The 17,153-nt window shown below is 42.0% G+C and carries 13 protein-coding genes and 1 riboswitch; of the genes, 9 read left to right on the plus strand and 4 right to left on the minus strand.

The features are described 5' to 3' along the window. Positions 1-120 precede the first annotated feature (120 nt). The 3 genes from RM368_RS31390 to RM368_RS31400 all read left to right on the plus strand — a co-directional run bounded on the left by RM368_RS31390 (position 121) and on the right by RM368_RS31400 (position 3,617). Complete coding sequence (locus tag RM368_RS31390; protein ID WP_322697672.1) at positions 121-1,476, plus strand: NAD(P)/FAD-dependent oxidoreductase; 1,356 nt, start codon at positions 121-123, stop codon at positions 1,474-1,476. 136 nt (positions 1,477-1,612) lie between these two features. Then, the gene (locus RM368_RS31395) at positions 1,613-2,848 is read left to right on the plus strand and encodes an LL-diaminopimelate aminotransferase (RefSeq protein ID WP_322697673.1); all 1,236 of its coding nucleotides are present in this window, start codon (positions 1,613-1,615) and stop codon (positions 2,846-2,848) included. A 130-nt stretch (positions 2,849-2,978) separates the two neighbouring features. Next, complete coding sequence (locus RM368_RS31400) at positions 2,979-3,617, plus strand: Uma2 family endonuclease (protein ID WP_322697674.1); 639 nt, start codon at positions 2,979-2,981, stop codon at positions 3,615-3,617. Positions 3,618-3,676: 59 nt separating this feature from the next. Here RM368_RS31400 and RM368_RS31405 read toward each other — a convergent pair whose 3' ends face one another. From RM368_RS31405 to RM368_RS31420, 4 genes are all read right to left on the minus strand, one after another. Then, positions 3,677-4,276, minus strand: a complete 600-nt coding sequence (locus tag RM368_RS31405; protein WP_322697675.1) for an RloB family protein — start codon at positions 4,274-4,276, stop codon at positions 3,677-3,679. Continuing rightward, on the minus strand, positions 4,269-5,480 hold the full coding sequence (locus RM368_RS31410) for an ATP-binding protein (protein ID WP_322697676.1): 1,212 nt from the start codon (positions 5,478-5,480) through the stop codon (positions 4,269-4,271). Before RM368_RS31410 ends, RM368_RS31405 begins: the two co-directional genes overlap by 8 nt. Before the next feature lie 216 nt (positions 5,481-5,696). Continuing rightward, the gene (locus tag RM368_RS31415) at positions 5,697-7,025 is read right to left on the minus strand and encodes a voltage-gated chloride channel family protein (RefSeq protein WP_322697677.1); all 1,329 of its coding nucleotides are present in this window, start codon (positions 7,023-7,025) and stop codon (positions 5,697-5,699) included. 95 nt (positions 7,026-7,120) lie between these two features. Then, positions 7,121-7,204: riboswitch (Fluoride riboswitch) on the minus strand. Positions 7,205-7,234: 30 nt separating this feature from the next. Beyond that, positions 7,235-8,422 (minus strand): MFS transporter, encoded by a 1,188-nt coding sequence (locus tag RM368_RS31420; protein WP_322697678.1) that lies wholly within the window; start codon positions 8,420-8,422, stop codon positions 7,235-7,237. Between the two features lie 201 nt (positions 8,423-8,623). On the opposite strand from RM368_RS31420, the gene RM368_RS31425 reads away from it, so the two are divergent. The 6 genes from RM368_RS31425 to lnt all read left to right on the plus strand — a co-directional run bounded on the left by RM368_RS31425 (position 8,624) and on the right by lnt (position 17,021). Further along, positions 8,624-9,148 (plus strand): Chromate resistance protein ChrB, encoded by a 525-nt coding sequence (locus RM368_RS31425; protein ID WP_322697679.1) that lies wholly within the window; start codon positions 8,624-8,626, stop codon positions 9,146-9,148. 420 nt (positions 9,149-9,568) lie between these two features. Beyond that, positions 9,569-10,438, plus strand: a complete 870-nt coding sequence (locus RM368_RS31430; protein ID WP_322697680.1) for a zinc metalloprotease HtpX — start codon at positions 9,569-9,571, stop codon at positions 10,436-10,438. Positions 10,439-10,555: 117 nt separating this feature from the next. Further along, on the plus strand, positions 10,556-10,960 hold the full coding sequence (locus RM368_RS31435; RefSeq protein WP_322697681.1) for a hypothetical protein: 405 nt from the start codon (positions 10,556-10,558) through the stop codon (positions 10,958-10,960). Between the two features lie 310 nt (positions 10,961-11,270). Then, the gene (locus RM368_RS31440) at positions 11,271-12,593 is read left to right on the plus strand and encodes a chloride channel protein (RefSeq protein WP_322697682.1); all 1,323 of its coding nucleotides are present in this window, start codon (positions 11,271-11,273) and stop codon (positions 12,591-12,593) included. Between the two features lie 152 nt (positions 12,594-12,745). After that, positions 12,746-15,349: a DNA topoisomerase (ATP-hydrolyzing) subunit A gene (gene gyrA, locus RM368_RS31445; RefSeq protein ID WP_322697683.1), complete on the plus strand. Its 2,604-nt coding sequence runs from the start codon at positions 12,746-12,748 to the stop codon at positions 15,347-15,349. After that, positions 15,330-17,021 carry an apolipoprotein N-acyltransferase gene (gene lnt, locus RM368_RS31450; protein WP_322697684.1) on the plus strand — a complete coding sequence of 564 codons (1,692 nt, stop codon included), beginning with the start codon at positions 15,330-15,332 and terminating at the stop codon, positions 17,019-17,021. The genes gyrA and lnt overlap by 20 nt, the downstream gene beginning before the upstream one ends. Positions 17,022-17,153 lie beyond the last annotated feature (132 nt).

A 17,153-nucleotide genomic window follows, 5' to 3' on the forward strand; every position in this document is an offset into this window, starting at 1 on the left:
AGTCTCGATTACTTTAATACTTTTTCAAATGTAAAGAGCAATACAAAATATATGATGACAATTTTGATACAAATCTGTTAAGAATAGTTACAATAGTCGGCATACACGATAATATTTCTTATGGTAAATTCACTTGACAAAAATCCACCCCATAAAGTAGTAATCGTTGGCGGTGGTTTTGGTGGACTTTATGCAGCAAAAACACTCGCCAAAGCGGCAGTAAACGTTACTCTGATTGATAAACGTAACTTTCATCTATTTCAACCCCTTTTATATCAAGTCGCCACAGGTGCGCTATCTCCTGCTGATATCTCCTCACCGTTGCGTTCTGTTCTCAGCAAGAGCAAGAATACGAAAGTGCTGCTGGGAGAGGTGAATAACATCGATCCAGAAACGCAAAAAGTGATTGTGGGTGACGAAGCAGTACCTTACGACACCTTAATTGTCGCCACAGGTGCGAAGCATTCCTACTTTGGCAAAGACAACTGGGAAGAATTTGCTCCCGGCTTGAAAACTGTAGAAGATGCGATAGAAATGCGTAGCCGGATTTTTTCGGCGTTTGAAGCCGCAGAAAAAGAAACCGATCCAGAAAAACGCCGCGCTTTGTTAACTTTTGTAATTGTGGGTGGTGGCCCAACTGGTGTAGAGTTAGCTGGTGCGATCGCCGAATTAGCAAATCAAACCCTCAAAGATGATTTCCGCAACATCGACACCTCAGAAGCCAAAATTTTACTATTAGAAGGTTTGGATCGGATTTTGCCACCCTTTGCACCAGAGTTATCACAAGAAGCAGAAGCATCTTTAAGGCGCTTGGGTGTAGTTGTGCAGACAAAAACATTGGTAACAAATATTGAAAATGATATTGTTACCCTCAAACAAGGCGATGAAGTTAAAGAAATTGCCTCAAAAACGGTATTATGGGCAGCAGGTGTGAAAGCTTCCGCAATGGGAAAAGTCCTCGCAGAACGCACAGGTGCAGAATGCGATCGCGCTGGACGGATTATTGTTGAACCTGACTTGAGTATTAAGGGACATCCGAATATTTTTGTAATTGGCGACTTAGCAAATTTTTCTCATCAAAATGGTAAACCGCTACCTGGTGTTGCACCTGTAGCGAAGCAAGAAGGTGAATATGTAGCAGAGTTAGTCCAAAAGCGGCTTGTAGGTAACAATTTGCCACCCTTTGCTTATACCGATTATGGTAGTTTGGCAATGATTGGGCACAATTCTGCTGTGGTCGATTTCGGCTTTACCAAGCTGAAAGGTTTCGTTGCATGGCTGTTTTGGCTATTTATTCACATCTACTTCTTAATTGAATTTAATAACAAATTAGTAGTAATGATTCAGTGGGCATGGAGCTATTTCACCCGTAATCGCGGAGCAAGATTGATTACAGGGAAAGAATCGCTCACGCAGTTTGGAATTGATAATAGCAATAGTTATTCAGCCGAAAATAAACAGCCGATAAATGTCTAATTAGTCATTAGTCATTAGTCATTAGTTATTCTCCCCGTTGCCCCCTGCTCCCCTGCCTCTTCCCCACTCCCCATAACAAAGTTATCGCCCTCATAAATTAGCAGTAAGCTGTTTGAGGGCGTTTTTTATATTTACTATGGCAACTATTAACGACAACTACCTGAAACTGAAAGCGGGTTATCTGTTTCCAGAAATTGCTCGGCGCGTGAATGCCTTTGCAGAAGCCAATCCTGATGCTAAAATCATCCGCTTGGGCATTGGCGATGTTACCGAACCTCTGCCGGAGGCTTGCCGCGCAGCAATGATTAAAGCTGTGGAAGAAATGGGCGATCGCAATACTTTTAAAGGCTACGGCCCTGAGCAAGGCTATGCTTGGTTGCGGGAGAAAATTGCTACTCAAGATTTCCAAGCACGGGGAGCCAATATAGATGCCTGCGAAATCTTTATCTCCGATGGTTCTAAGTGCGACACTGGCAATATTCTAGAAATCTTTGGTCATGACAACACTATAGCCGTGACTGACCCAGTTTACCCTGTGTATGTAGACACTAACGTGATGGTGGGAAATACTGGGGATGCCAATGATAAAGGCGAATTTGAGGGTTTAGTTTATCTACCAATTACGGCTGATAATAACTTCACCGCCGAGATTCCCTCAAAGAAAGTCGATTTAATTTATCTCTGCTTTCCCAATAACCCCACTGGCGCAACTGCTACCAAGGAATATCTCAAAACATGGGTGGACTATGCTAAAGCGAATAACTCGATTATTTTCTTTGATGCAGCCTATGAAGCTTATATCACCGATCCGTCGCTTCCGCGCTCAATTTATGAAATTGAAGGTGCAAGAGAAGTTGCGATCGAATTTCGTTCTTTCTCCAAGAATGCAGGTTTTACAGGAACCCGTTGCGCGTTAACTGTAGTACCGAAGACACTGACAGCAAAAGCCGCCGATGGTTCCGATGTCGAACTGTGGAAACTGTGGAATCGTCGCCAGTCCACCAAATTTAATGGCGTTTCTTATATCGTCCAACGGGGAGCCGAAGCGGTTTACTCTGAAGAAGGACAGGCACAAATCAAGGGATTGGTGAGTTTCTATTTAGAAAACGCCAAAATTATCCGCGAGAAACTCACAGCCGCCGGTTTATCAGTTTATGGTGGCGTGAATGCACCTTACGTCTGGGTGAAAACTCCTAATAATTTATCCAGTTGGGAATTCTTTGATAAGTTGCTGCAAACTGTCAACGTTGTGGGGACACCTGGTTCTGGCTTTGGTGCTGCGGGTGAAGGTTACTTCCGCATATCGGCGTTTAACAGCCGGGAGAATGTCAAAGAGGCGATGAAGCGGATTGCTGAGAAGTTTAAAGTGTAGAGCGATCGCTTTTAGCCACTTTTGTTAAACTCATTCTATTAATCTAAAGGTTACGGTGGGCTGTATTATCCACCGCAACCTAATAAGTTTTGAATTTTGAATTTTGAATTTTGAATTGGAGCAAAGCAACGTGACTGCTGCTATCCCCGTTTTAAAAGCTGTTAGCCAGATGCAGTTAGCACCTGGTAGCACAGTAACAATTCCAGATGTTAAGTGGGAAGAATTTGAATCTATATTACAAGAATTGGGAGAAAAAAGAACTACCCGAATTGCCTACAGCCAAGGTTCTTTAGAAATTATGGCTCCTTTACCAGAACATGAAATACCCAAAGATTTAATTTCTGATATTGTCAAAATATTGCTGAAAGCTAAAGATATCAGATATCAACCTTTTGGTTCCACCACCTTTAAAAAGCAAGGTTTAGCAGGAGTTGAACCTGATGCTTGCTTTTATATTCAGAATTATCAACAAATGATTGGTCGTCGCCGCTTGCAGCCTGATGACCCGCCGCCTGATTTAGCGATTGAAACTGATGTGACATCAAAAACTACTCTTGATGCTTATGAAGCCATTGAAGTTCCAGAATTATGGGTTTACGATAGCGGGAGCCTTTCTATTTATTTACTGAAAGAGGGAAAATATATAAAATCTAACATCAGTCCTAATTTTGAAGATATAGCGATTACTGAGATTATCCCTGCTGCCGTAGAACGTAGTTGGCAAGTAGGAAGTTTTCAAGCTTTAGAAGAATTGAAAGCGATGATTTAGTAGATAAAAATAAGCAGTATATGGTATAAAAATAATTGATTTTATCTCAAAGATAAGCATTATTGAATAAATTTATTTAGCTCCTCAACTAAAAGATGTACTGTTGTTAAAGGATTATCATTTACTGGATTAGAAGGGTTATATTGCTTGAGAAGACTTTTAGCGTGTTTGATGGCAGTAGATTGCCTATTTTCTATTTCGTCATAGATTGTCGTACTATTTTTTTTATATTTGTGTCCAAGCAATTTCTCTTTCTCTAACTTACCTATGTAATCTTTGCGAGGAAGTCCAGTATTTAAAAATTCAAAATGCAATACATACCATAATTCAAAAGCTTCATTAGAGTAAGCAACTTTAAATCCTTCTCTTTCAGCATTTGCAATAGCGTTATTAAAATCTTGCTTAGGCCAATCATCCCTATCGAATACACACCAAATTTGATCGTAATCTCCTTGAGCTTTTAATTCTTTAGCCTCTTGTACTAATTTACTTGGGTTGTATCCAAATCCTCTAACATCAATTTGCTTGATGGTCGTGGAAACACGAAAGCTCATGAAGTAATTTGGTTCGGTTTTTTCACCTTCACATATAATTAAAAATATTTGCCTAAGCTCTCTTGTGGCAACTTTTCTATCGGCATAGCCACGGTTTCTAGGCATTAGGCTCACCAAGAAGTTGACTTAAGTCACCAATAAATGGAATAGCACCATATCTGCCTTTGATATAGTCACTTTCAAAAGAGGCATCATTCTGTATTTTATATTCAACTAATGAATATAAATCTGTAGCACCATATTTATTTTTCTCAGTAAACCAAATCTGATCTCTGCGAAAGATTTTATTACTGAGCAAATTGGTGTCATCAGTCATAAATATTAGTTGTGCATTATTAGAATTCGTCTTTCTGGAGTGAAATAATTCAACAATTGCTTTACTGATTAGCGGATGAAGTCTCGCATCCAATTCATCAAATATCAGAATTTTGCCATATTTAAGAGTATCTACCAAAAGTCCAGCAATAGAAATTATTTTTTTAGTTCCTTCCGACTCTTGATTTTCTAAATCAAAGAATTTTATAGAAACAGAATTACCTTTTTTATCAAATCTTTGATGCCCTGTCTTAATTGAACTTTCTGTTTTGAAATGATAAGAACTTTGTTCCATAGGGATAATTTCTGCTTGCTTTATTCTTATTTGTTTTATACCTAAATCTAGCTGTTTTATTAATTGAATAATTTCTGATCTATTATCATTATTTTTGGCTAAATAACTTACTGTATGAATCAAATGAACTTGATCGTCTAAACCTGAAACTATATTTACTTTTTTTGTTAGCCAATCTAGTATTCTCTCAGCTATTTCAACATTAAATTGAGCAGCTACTGATAGAAAAAGCGCATTACTCCTAGTTTTTGGGTAAATACCCTCAGCCTTAAACTTTTTAGATAGATATTTGAGCTTACGTGAATTTCCCTCAGAAACTCGCTCAAAAAGAGCGGTTTTATTTGTGTTAGGAACATAAGATAACCACTCAGAAATAATCCTTTTTTGATTAGCTTCAAACCCATATCTATATTTTTTAGCATCTAATAGAAACACAATTTCAAAAAAAGATGGTTGTACTTCAGTTTCTGTACTTAGCTCAAACGGCTCAACTCCTATTTTTTCTGTACTTTGAGTATCTTTAGAGGAATTAATCATAAACCACTTCATAAAGCTCAAAGCTTTCGCAAGATTACTTTTTCCACTGGCATTAGCACCATAAATTGCAGCACTTTTGAGTAATCTTAGATCATCATCTACCGCAAAAACGTTGTTGTCATCAAGTTCTCTTTCTTTCGCAACAATATTGGCAGCTACCATACTAAAGGTGACTTTATCCTTAAAGGATCGGTAATTGCCAATACTAAACTCTATGAGCATAGTAACTTTTCATCCTAAACACCATATTTGTGAAATGTTCGCAAATATATAAGTTAAGCATAGCGGTTATCGCTCATGCATCACTAGTCTGAAATTGCGATACCTACGGCGATAAAATACACACTCTTCCAATTATCCATTAATTACATCAATAAATTATTCCTGATAATTACTTCCTCTTTCTTCGTTATCATTGGGTAAATCAATTTTTTCTCGTCCATAATTAGCCAAAGTCATCCCTTCTTCTAAATATACAGCAGAGTATTTACTCAACCCAATACGCTGTGCAGAATAAATTCCAGAATGACCTGAAAATAAATAGCTCACTACACAGCCAATACCAATAAATATCCCCGATTCCAAACCAAATAGTTCAATTCCCATTAATGTGGATGCCAAAGGTGTATTTGCTGCACCCGCAAATACACCCACAAATCCCATTCCTGCTAACAGTGGTGCAGGTAATGCTAAAAATAACGATAAAGCATTACCTAAAGTTGCACCAATAAAAAATAAAGGCGTAACTTCTCCTCCTTTAAAACCTGCTCCTAAAGTTAAAGCAGTCAGACCCAATTTGGCTGCAAAATCCCAAGGAGGTAGCTGAGTGAAAAAAGAATCAATAATAGTAGGGATACCAAGCCCAATGTATTTAGTCGTACCACTCAACCAGACAATTACTGCTATCATCGCACCGCCAATCAAAGGACGCAGTGGAGGATAAGATATTTTTGCTTTAAATAAGTGGCTAATTTGGTGAGTTACTTTAGCAAAGAATCTCGCGACAATTCCAAAAATTGCACCTGCAATAATCGCAGCAATCAATCCCCAAATTGTGAGCGTCGGTATAGAGGGAGCGTGTCGGTATGCTGTATGATGTAAACCTAATAGTAAAGTTACTTGATTTCCGACGATCGCAGCAATTAAAGAAGGAAAAAGAGCGTCGTAATGAATTTTACCAATCGCTAAAACTTCCAGGCCAAATACGGTTCCAGCTAAGGGAGTACCGAAAACTGAAGCAAATCCCCCGCTGATACCTGCTGTTAACAAAATTCGCCGATTAGCCCCTTGAAAATGCAATATTTTAGTTAACTGGTCTGCCAAAGAAGCACCCATTTGTAATGCTGTACCTTCACGACCGGCTGAACCACCAAAAAAATGGGTAAGGTCTGTTCCTAATAAAACAAGAGGAGCCATACGAAAAGGAATAATCTTTTTGGGGTTATGAATTTCTTCGAGTAAAAGGTTATTTCCAGCTTCTACAGTCCGACCAAATTGATGATAAATCCAACCACTCAAGAAGCCACCAAAAGGAAGCAAGGCGATAATCCACCGATGCGATTCTCGCCAATCAGTTGCCCATTCTAATGATGCTAAAAGAGCCGCAGAAGCAGTTCCAGCCAGAATGCCAACCACAAAGGAGATGGGCAACCACTTGATTAGATGAGGTAAGGCAATAAATGGTTCAAACTGACGAAGGTGTTTCATACCATGACTCCTTGAGGTGCGATTTGTAGAGAGATACTTTCTACAGGGGAGTCAGGTAATGCATTTAGCCAAGCCCTACTCTCCCGCAGTTAGCAAGGAAAGTAGGAGCCATCAGCCTTCCAGTGATGAATTTTCGGACTGGAAAGGCGGTTTCGGCGAGCTCCATCGCCATTGATTTGATTTCAAATTAAGGATACCATTTTTGCTTTTCAATATTTGTTTCTTTGAGAAACTAACAATAATACAGCTGCCAACGCAAACAAGCTCCCAGCAATAAATGTCGCCTCTGCTCCCAGTGTTTGCCACAAGCCACCAGCTAGCAAACTGGCAGGTAAAAGCGCTAATCCTACAGCTAAGTTGAGGAATCCAAAAGCAGTGCCACGCAGATTTGCAGGGATACTATTTGCCACTAACGCTAACAGCAATCCTTTACTCATACCCAAATGCAAACCATAAAGGGCAAACAATCCCCACGCTTGCCAAGGTGTCTGCACAAAAGCGAAACCCAGATAGACTAAAGCGTATAAGAGAAATCCGCCTACTAGTAACCCAAATTTACCCACGCGATCAGAAAGTATTCCTATTGGGTAGGCGCTGAATGAATAAGTAATGTTGATCGCCATTAATGTCAATGGGATGAGAGAGGCAGAAATGCCTGTTTGTTCTGCTCGCAGCAACAAAAAAGCATTGCTGGAGTTGCCTAAATTGAATAATAATGCCACTATTACTAGTACCCAGTATCTTTGGCCCAAACTGCGTAAAGCTTGCCATTGCAGAGGATTGCTTCGGTTTTCTTGAGTTTCACTTGTTTGTGGTTCGCGTACTCCTACTGTTAATAAAGCGACTGCAAAAAATCCAGGGATGAGTGCTAGCCAAAAAACCAGGCGGAAGTTGTTTTCGGAAGCAGTCATCAGCATGAATGCTGCTAAAGGCCCTAAAAATGCTCCAATAGTATCGAGAGATTGACGCAATCCATAAGCTGCACCGCGTACCTCTGCGCTTGTGGAATCGGCAACTAAGGCATCGCGGGGCGCTACCCGAATACCTTTACCAATGCGATCGCCAAATCGAGCTATTAACACCCCAGTTGGACTGGTAGCTACAGCAAATAGTGGTTTAACAAAGGTGGATAAGCCGTACCCAAACACCGCTAATCCTTTACGATGTCCTAGATAATCACTCAACGCTCCCGAAAAGATTTTTAAAACTGAAGCTGTTGCTTCTGCAATGCCTTCGATGATGCCCACAGTCAAAACATTCGCCCCTAAAACTGATACCAAAAATAAGGGCAATACAGAATTAATCATCTCAGAGCTAATATCTGTCAGCAAACTGACAAATCCCAATACCCAAACAGTGCGGGGAATTGTCTGGAAAAATTTATTTTGTAGTTGCATATTTCCTGTTTACCTGACTGGCTTTTACTACATCAACTCTGTAATTCTTGAGAACCAATAAGTGAGCTTCCGACTTTATGATTCAGACTCATAATTTTTCTGTAATGCAACAGATGTTGCATAAGTAGACTAACAATAAAATCAATTTAATGCAACACCTGTTACAATTTATCTATGGACAGAAAGTGTTGGAACTTATTGGTGTACAAAGTACCCGCACAGCCTTCAACCCAACGGGTGTATGTTTGGCGTAAACTCAAGGGTTGGGGCGCACTTTATCTACAGCAGTCGGTGTGCGTGCTACCGCATAGAGAAGATTTGCAACAATATCTGGCAGAATTGAAAGCAGACATTACAGCCGGTGGTGGTGAAGCTGATTTATTGACTATTTGGATTGATGAACTTGAGCAAAATGCTATGTTGGTAAATCGTTTTCAACAGCAGGCAGATCAAGAATATCAAGAGTTTTTGGGGCAATGTCGGGATTTGCATAGCGAATTGAGCGAGGAACGGAAAATAGGTAATCTCACCTTTGCAGAATTAGAAGAGAACGAGGCGGAATTAAATAAACTGCGTTCTTGGTTGCCTAAAATCCGCGATCGCGATTTGTTTGATGCCCCAAAATACTCACAAGCCACTGAAGCTTTGAAGGCGTGCGAATTAGATTTTCAGCTATTTTCCCAACAAATATATCAAGCAGAAGGAATAGACTCAGAACCTTTATAAGTAAGTAGGTAGATGCAAATAAAGATAACTAGTGTTCGCGCAGCGTCTCCTTCAGGAGAGGGTTGTCATTTGTCATTTGTCCTTGGTCATTTGTAAGGGTTTTAGGTGTATTTATATTTCGTAACCTAGTTAGGTTTTTTCTCGCCAACTTACTGAAATGGATCTTAACTAATGGTGTATACATAGCCTAATCTAAGCATCACCATTGTAATTTATGCCTATAGATAGATGTTTTTTTACTCTTTATAAAGGTTGATTCTATAACTAAATTAGTATTATTAAAACTTAGGTAGGAAAACCGTACTTATCTGATAGGTTTTCTGTACCATATATCTCAGTTTAGCTGGATAAAATCAAAATATAGCTAAAGTAATGCTGTTTTCTAAAAAATTTACACAGCATTAGCAGGAGAGCAAAAACATGACAAATCAATTGAAAACGGCTGCTTTGCTTGCTGCACTAAGTGGTCTTTTGATTGCAATTAGTTACTGGGTAATTGGCGGTTCTAGTGGTTTGATTATCGGGATTGGCTTGGCAGCAGCAACCAACCTGTTTTCCTGGTATCAATCAGATAAAATAGCCCTAGCAGTATACCAAGCGCAACCTGTGAGTGAAAGGGAAGCACCAGGACTTTATGGGATGGTGCAGAGATTGAGCGATCGCGCTAATATTCCTATGCCTAAAGTTTATATCGTTCCTAGCCCTGGTGCTAACGCCTTCGCTACAGGACGCGATCCAGAACACGCTGCTGTAGCTGTCACCGAAGGTATTTTAAATATATTGCCAGAGGATGAACTCGAAGGTGTTATCGCCCACGAGCTAACCCATATTATTAATCGTGATACTCTCACTCAAGCTGTTGCTGCTACTGTGGCTGGTGCGATCTCATTCTTAGCCCAAATGGTTAGTTACAGCTTATGGTTTGGCGGTGGTTCGCGAGATGACAATAGAGGTGGAAATCCAATAGGAGTTTTATTAACAGTCATACTTGCGCCGATGGCTGCAACAATTATTCAGCTAGCAATTTCGCGCACGCGAGAATTTTCTGCTGATGCCGGTTCTGCGAGATTAACTGGTAATCCCCGCGCCTTAGCTAGGGCATTGCAACGCTTAGAAGCCTCAGCAAGGCAGATGCCTTTAAATGCTAATCCAGCTTATGAGCCATTATTAATTATCAATTCCATTTCTGGACAGTTTCTAGGTAACTTATTCTCCAGTCACCCGGCTACAGAAATGCGAGTTGCAGCATTGCTGAAATTAGAGCAACAACTGCCAACAAAAGCTTATTAATTTGTCATTAGTCATTAGTCATTTGTTCTTTGTAAAAGGGATAAATGGCTAATGGCTATTAAGATAGGGTGCAATTTTTATTAAAGAGTAAACTTTGCAATTAAGGATGTTTTAAGTATGAATTCTAACAATATCGAATCTACTGAATCCATAGTAATTGTAAAAATAAGTTCTGAAACCGACAAATTAGTAGAAACCGAAATGGTTGGTGAAACTGATGAGGTAAAGCGCGAAACCAAAGCGTTGATTGAGGCGCTAAAAAGACGCGCTCAAGCTGAGGCTGATTCAGCAGGTACTCTCACCCGTGAAACCTATTTGAAAGTTGTGCGTCAAGCACGCGAATTAATTGAAGGTAGGAAACTGATACAAAGCGATCGCTTAGAAAACTCTTGGGCGGTAATTCAAGATGAAGCTGAGAGAAACTGGCACTTATTGATGAAAGACTTAGTAGACTTTAACTTTCGCCTGCAAAAGGCTGTAAAAGCTGCTTGGGAAACCTTCAATAATCCTTACTCTTGTTAAAGAGGGTGCGATCACAATAGGGTTCGGTTAAAGGGAAAAGGTTAAAGGGGAAAGGGGGGAGAAAAAACCTTTAACCCAAACCCAGTAACCTTTTCCCCAAAGGTAATTATGAGTTCAAAATACTTATCCGAACCGTATAAAGTGCGATCGCAGATAAATATTTTAGGGGCGTACATCTGTACGCCCTTTTTTATAGCCTGTCAAAAATATCGCTATTTGTAGACCAAAAATGATTTACTAAACTAAATAGCCTTTACCATAAAAAGCGTAAATATTCAGTACTTTAGGTTTCACAAATAGGAAATAAGCAGTGTTACCAAACAAGCCCCCCGCTAGTAATCAAACTCAACGCTGGACATTTGCTCAACTTTTTGGACTGGTAAAGCGTAATCCCTTAATGATTTCGCAGTGGGTTATCCGCTGGATAGTCGTGGGGACTGCTGGTGGTCTATTTGCGGCGTTGTACTGGAATATTCTAGAGTTTTTAACTCACAGACTCCAGCGATTTGAGGGTTTTAGCCTGCTGATAGTGATGCCACTTAGCGGTTTAATTATTGGTCTAGTGATTCATTATTTGGGAAATCCCGGTGAAATCGCTGTGATTGTTGATAATATTCATTTTCGTGGCGGCCGCCTAGATGTTGGCAAAAATCCTTCAATGATTCTTGCTTCTCTAGTCAGCATCTCGGCAGGCGGTAGTGCTGGCCCAGAAGCGCCACTGGTACAGGTAACAGGTTCTTTTGGTACTTGGATTGCCGATCGCTTAAAACTCCAAGGTGAAGACCTCAGAACCATGAGTTTAGCAGCAATGGCGGCTGGCTTTACTGCCTTGTTTGGCTCACCTCTTGGTGGTGCGATGTTCGCTTTAGAGATTTTGCACCACGAGCATATTGTGGAATATTACGAAGCTTTAATGCCAGCCATTGTTTCGAGTTGTGCTAGCTATCTAGTGTTTGCAGCAATTACACATTTGGGTATTGCCCCCACTTGGCATTTTCCTCAGTATCACTTAGAAAGGATTGATGATTTTGCGATCGCGATCGCGTTTGGAATGATCGGAGCAGTGGCGGGATGGATTTTTATAGGTATTTTTCGCGGCTGCGATGCCTTTTGGCAAGCTGTTTCACGTCTAGGCGTCTCTGCATCAACTCCTGTTCCCATTTATGTACGCACAACATTAGCAGGAGTGGGACTTGGCATTTTAGCAGTTTTATTACCCCTCACCCGTTATTTTGGACATGAAGAGTTAGATTCAGTCCTGAGAGCTAACTTTAGTGCTGTTTTTCTCTTAACTCTCGCCCTTGGGAAAATGGCTGCCATTAGCATTACGGTAACAGGTGGGTGGCGCGGTGGATTCATCATTCCCCTATTTTTCACTGGTGCTTGCATTGGTAAAGCAGTAGCAGTCTTAATTCCGGGACTCGATCCTGCCCTGGCCATGATTTGTACAATGGCGGCTGTCAACGCAGCTGTAACACGCACACCCATAAGTACGACTTTGCTACTATCAAAACTGACTAACTTGAGTCCTTTGACACCGATCCTTTTTGCCAGTTTGATTGGATTTTTTCTTGCCCCGAAAGTTCCCCTGATCGCATCTCAACTCAAATCCCAAAGAGAAGCTATGGATTGAACCAGCGCTTGAGTTAGCTGCCCAGGCATAAACAAGCAATATATGCTAAAATTGTATCAAATTATAGCAATTATTCAAGAGCAATTTAGAATAATTTTGCGCTTTGTTGAGTAAAAAAGCTAAAATCTACGATTTTTGGAGATTTTTAGGTTATGACAACCTCACAGGAGAGGATTATCCCGACAGACTTGCGAAACGAAATGTCGCAGTCTTATCTGGAATACGCCATGAGCGTGATAGTGGGTCGGGCGCTGCCAGATGCCAGGGATGGTCTAAAACCTGTGCATCGTCGCATTCTCTACGCAATGCACGAGCTAGGTCTGCTCCACGATCGCCCCTTTAAGAAATGCGCCCGTGTGGTGGGGGAAGTATTGGGTAAATATCACCCCCACGGTGACACGGCAGTATATGATGCCTTGGTGCGGATGGCGCAGGATTTTTCCATGCGATCGCCATTAGTTGACGGACATGGTAACTTTGGTTCGGTAGATAACGATCCGCCAGCCGCCATGCGGTACACCGAATGCCGCTTGCAAGCTTTAACTAGCGCTGGTCTACTCCACGACATCGAGTATGAAACCGTAGATTTTGCCGATAACTTTGACGGTTCCCAGCAAGAACCCACAGTTTTACCAGCACGGATTCCGCAGTTATTGCTCAATGGTTCCTCTGGGATTGCCGTGGGCATGGCCACCAACATTCCCCCCCACAACTTGGGCGAATTGATTGATGCTTTGGTGGCAATAATCCACAATCCAGAAATCACCGATCTGGAATTAATGCACTATGTCCACGGCCCAGACTTTCCGACTGGGGCGCAGATTTTAGGAACATCTGCGATTCGAGAAGCTTACACTACCGGACGTGGTTCCATTACCATGCGTGGTGTTGCTAACATTGAAACCGTTGAACAACGGGGACGCCCAGATAGAGAAGCAATTGTCATCACCGAATTGCCCTATCAAACCAATAAAGCGGCGCTGATTGAAAAAATCGCCGAAATGGTGAACGAGAAGCGTCTAGAGGGCATTGCAGATATCCGAGATGAAAGCGATCGCGACGGGATGCGAGTTGTCATCGAACTCAAGCGTGATGCTTATCCCCGCGTTGTGCTGAACAACCTCTACAAGCAAACGCCATTGCAAGCCAACTTTGGCGCAAATATGCTGGCGTTGGTAAATAGCGAACCCCAAGTACTCACCCTCAAGCAGTTCTTAACCGTCTTCTTGGATTTCCGCATCGAATCCATTGCCAGACGCACCCGCTACGAACTGCGGAAAGCCGAAGAACGCGACCATCTCCTGCAAGGATTATTAATAGCCTTGTCTCATTTAGATGCAATTATTGTCTTAATTCGTCATGCTCCCGATGCACCTACAGCCAAAGGCGAATTAATCACAACTTACGGACTCTCAGAAGTACAAGCAGATGCGATTTTGCAAATGCAATTGCGCCGCTTGACTGCTTTAGAAGCAGACAAAATTCGTCTGGAACACGAAGAATTACAAGCGAAAATTGCTGACTTGCAAGATATTTTGGCACGCCGGGAGAGAGTGCTAGAAATCATTGAAACTGAAGTCACACAACTGAAAACTAACTTCGCCACACCCCGCCGCACGGTGATTTTACCAGGGGAAGGGGAATTAGACGATCGCGACTTAATCGCCAATGAAAAAGCGATAATTCTGGTGACAGAGCAAGGCTACATCAAACGGATGCCAGTTAACACCTTTGAAGCCCAAAGCCGTGCTACTAGAGGCAAAGCCGCAGCCAAGGTGAAAGATGATGATACCATTGAGCATTTTTTGACTTGCTGCGATCACGACAGTATTTTATTCTTTAGCGAGCGTGGTGTTGTTTATTGCCTGAGAGCTTATCAAATCCCAGCGAGTTCGCGTACCAGTCGCGGCACACCAATTGTGCAAATGCTACCGATTCCCAAAGAGGAAAAAATCACCTCGATTGTACCGGTTGACGAGTTCAGCAACGAAGAATATTTGGTCATGCTCACCAAAGGTGGCAATATCAAAAAAACCGAATTGGCAGCCTTTAGTCACATTCGTGCCAATGGTTTGATAGCCATTTCCTTAGAAGAAGGCGACCAACTCCGCTGGGTGAGACGCGCTAAAGTCGAGGATAGTGTAATCATTGGTTCTCGTAACGGGATGGCGATTCACTTCCGATGCAACCACGAACAACTGCGTCCTTTAAGTAGGGCAACTCGTGGAGTGAAAGCCATGAAACTCAAAAATAAAGATGAACTCGTGGGTATGGATATTCTCCCCGCAGCAATTCTGGAAAGTTTGGATGTTGCAGAAGCAGAAATTGAAGATATCGAAACAATCGAAACAGAAGATATCGAAATTACCGAAATTACTGAAGAGTCAGTAGAAGTGCCTAGCAGTGGCATAGTTGGCCCTTGGGTGTTGGTAATTACAATGGGTGGATATGGTAAGCGCGTCCCAGTTGCTCAATTCCGGCTGCAAAATCGTGCTGGTCAGGGTTTAATGGCAACCAAGTTCAAAAACCGCAAAACAAAAGACAAGCTAGCAACCCTACGCATTGTCAACAATGATGATGATGAAATCATGATGGTGACAAATCGCGGTATTATCATCCGTCAAGCGGTAAATGCAATTTCGATCCAATCGCGATCGGCGACTGGAGTCAGAGTGCAGCGTTTAGATGAAGATGACGCTATTACCGGAGTAGCAATAATTCCACCTGATGCTGCCGATGCAGAAGAAGCAGAGTAAAAAGCAAGGGGAGCTGGCGTTGCAGGGGAGGCAGGGGGATAAATTTATCTCTTTGCTTCCTTGGTTAATTGCCTTAGCTAGCGGCATTTTAATGGGGCTAACCGTTGCCCCTGTAGGTGCATGGTTTCTGGCTTGGATTGCTCTAGCTCCCTTATGGGTGTTAGTTATCACTTCTGGCAAACGCAAAAACCAATCCCCCCCTGCTCCCCCTGTTTTCTTCTGGGGTATAGGTTTTCACGGTGTCGCCCTCTGGTGGATTACCGGAATTCATCCCATGACTTGGTTGGGCGTTCCGTGGTTGCCAAGTTTGGCAATCACACTTTTTTGCTGGGGATTTATCACTGTATTGGGAGGAATATTTGTTACTATTTGGGCGGCTGTAATGGTTCGCCTAGCCGGACAAAAACCGTGGTTACGTGTACTGATTGGTACAGCCGTCTGGTGCGGCTTAGAGAGTCTTTGGAGCGCTGGGCCTTTGTGGTGGAGTTCTCTTGCTTACACCCAAAGTCCGCATAATCTTGTAATTGTACATCTAGGACAACTCTCTGGGCCTAATACTGTGACAGCAGCGATCGTTGCTGTGAACGGGTTAATTGCTGAAGGATGGATGAACCGCCAAGACGCCAAGGACGCCAAGATTTTCTCTGTGTCGCGCCAGTTGCTTCAAGTCGGGGAACCCGCCCAACGCACTGGCTTCTCCGCGCCTTGGCGGTTTGTTAATAAATACTGGGTTATCGCCACAGGATTATTAATTACCTTACACCTCATTGGTTTTATCTTATACAGCCGTCCCATTGCTCAACCCCCAGAAGCAGCCTTAAAAGTGGGAATTGTTCAAGGTAATATCCCGAACCGACTTTTACGAAGTTCCGAAGGGTTTCGTCGTGCCCAAGAAAACTATACTAATGGATATCTAACTTTAGCAGACCAAGGTGTAGATGCAGTCCTGACCCCAGAAGGAGCCTTACCTATTTTCCAGCGTAACTTGCTGGAAACGGCCTTAGTCGCAGCTGTGAAAGAAAAAGGCGTAGTTGCTTGGATTGGGGCTTTTGGCGAACGGGGAGACAGTTATACAATTAGTTTGTTTACTTTCAATACTAAAGGTGAGATTGTTAGCCGCTACGATAAAGCTAAATTAGTACCTTTGGGAGAATATATTCCCTTTGAAGGAATTTTAGGCAAACTAGTTCAGCGCTTGTCGCCTTTGGATGCACACCAAGTTGCTGGTTCAGCAAATCAGCTATTTGACACTCCTTTTGGTCGGGCGATCGCTAGTATATGCTATGAATCTGCTTTTCCCGAACAATTTCGCCGTCAAGCGGCTGCGGGTGGACAATTTATTGTCAGTTCTTCTAACGATGCCCATTACACTGCATCCATGCCATTTCAGCATCATGCACAGGATATCATGCGGGCAATTGAAAGCGATCGCTGGTCAGCACGGGCAACTAATACCGGATATTCAGCCTTTGTAGATCCTCATGGCAGAACCTTGTGGATGTCTGGATATAATACCTACGAAACTCATGCTGAAACAATTTATCGGCGACAGACAAAGACTTTATATGTGCGTTGGGGTGATTGGTTAACACCGTTGTTGTTAATCTCCTCTGGAGGAGCTTGGCTGGTAATTTGCGGTATAAAGAAATTTAGTAATGTTGGAAATCCCTAGCAGATTGAGTCTTTGTAATTATTAACAAATTCCTTTGATGGGGCGGCTTTTGGGGGAAAACTTTTCGATTTACTAAAATTAACGTGAGTTCGACGGGTTGAAAAAAGCCCAAAAAAAAGCTGAGACTAGAAT

The sequence above is a fragment of the Nostoc sp. DedSLP03 genome (assembly GCF_034530815.1).
Taxonomy (GTDB): Bacteria; Cyanobacteriota; Cyanobacteriia; order Cyanobacteriales; family Nostocaceae; genus Nostoc.

Excerpts from the sequence above, each read along its gene's own strand:
- RM368_RS31390 (WP_322697672.1), top strand. The coding sequence starts at position 121 with ATGGTAAATTCACTTGACAAAAATCCACCCCATAAAGTAGTAATCGTT.
- RM368_RS31395 (WP_322697673.1), top strand. The coding sequence starts at position 1,613 with ATGGCAACTATTAACGACAACTACCTGAAACTGAAAGCGGGTTATCTG.
- RM368_RS31405 (WP_322697675.1), bottom strand. The coding sequence starts at position 4,276 with ATGCCTAGAAACCGTGGCTATGCCGATAGAAAAGTTGCCACAAGAGAG.
- RM368_RS31410 (WP_322697676.1), bottom strand. The coding sequence starts at position 5,480 with ATGGTAGCTGCCAATATTGTTGCGAAAGAAAGAGAACTTGATGACAAC.
- RM368_RS31415 (WP_322697677.1), bottom strand. The coding sequence starts at position 7,025 with ATGAAACACCTTCGTCAGTTTGAACCATTTATTGCCTTACCTCATCTA.
- RM368_RS31420 (WP_322697678.1), bottom strand. The coding sequence starts at position 8,422 with ATGCAACTACAAAATAAATTTTTCCAGACAATTCCCCGCACTGTTTGG.
- RM368_RS31430 (WP_322697680.1), top strand. The coding sequence starts at position 9,569 with ATGACAAATCAATTGAAAACGGCTGCTTTGCTTGCTGCACTAAGTGGT.
- RM368_RS31435 (WP_322697681.1), top strand. The coding sequence starts at position 10,556 with ATGAATTCTAACAATATCGAATCTACTGAATCCATAGTAATTGTAAAA.
- gyrA (WP_322697683.1), top strand. The coding sequence starts at position 12,746 with ATGACAACCTCACAGGAGAGGATTATCCCGACAGACTTGCGAAACGAA.
- lnt (WP_322697684.1), top strand. The coding sequence starts at position 15,330 with ATGCAGAAGAAGCAGAGTAAAAAGCAAGGGGAGCTGGCGTTGCAGGGG.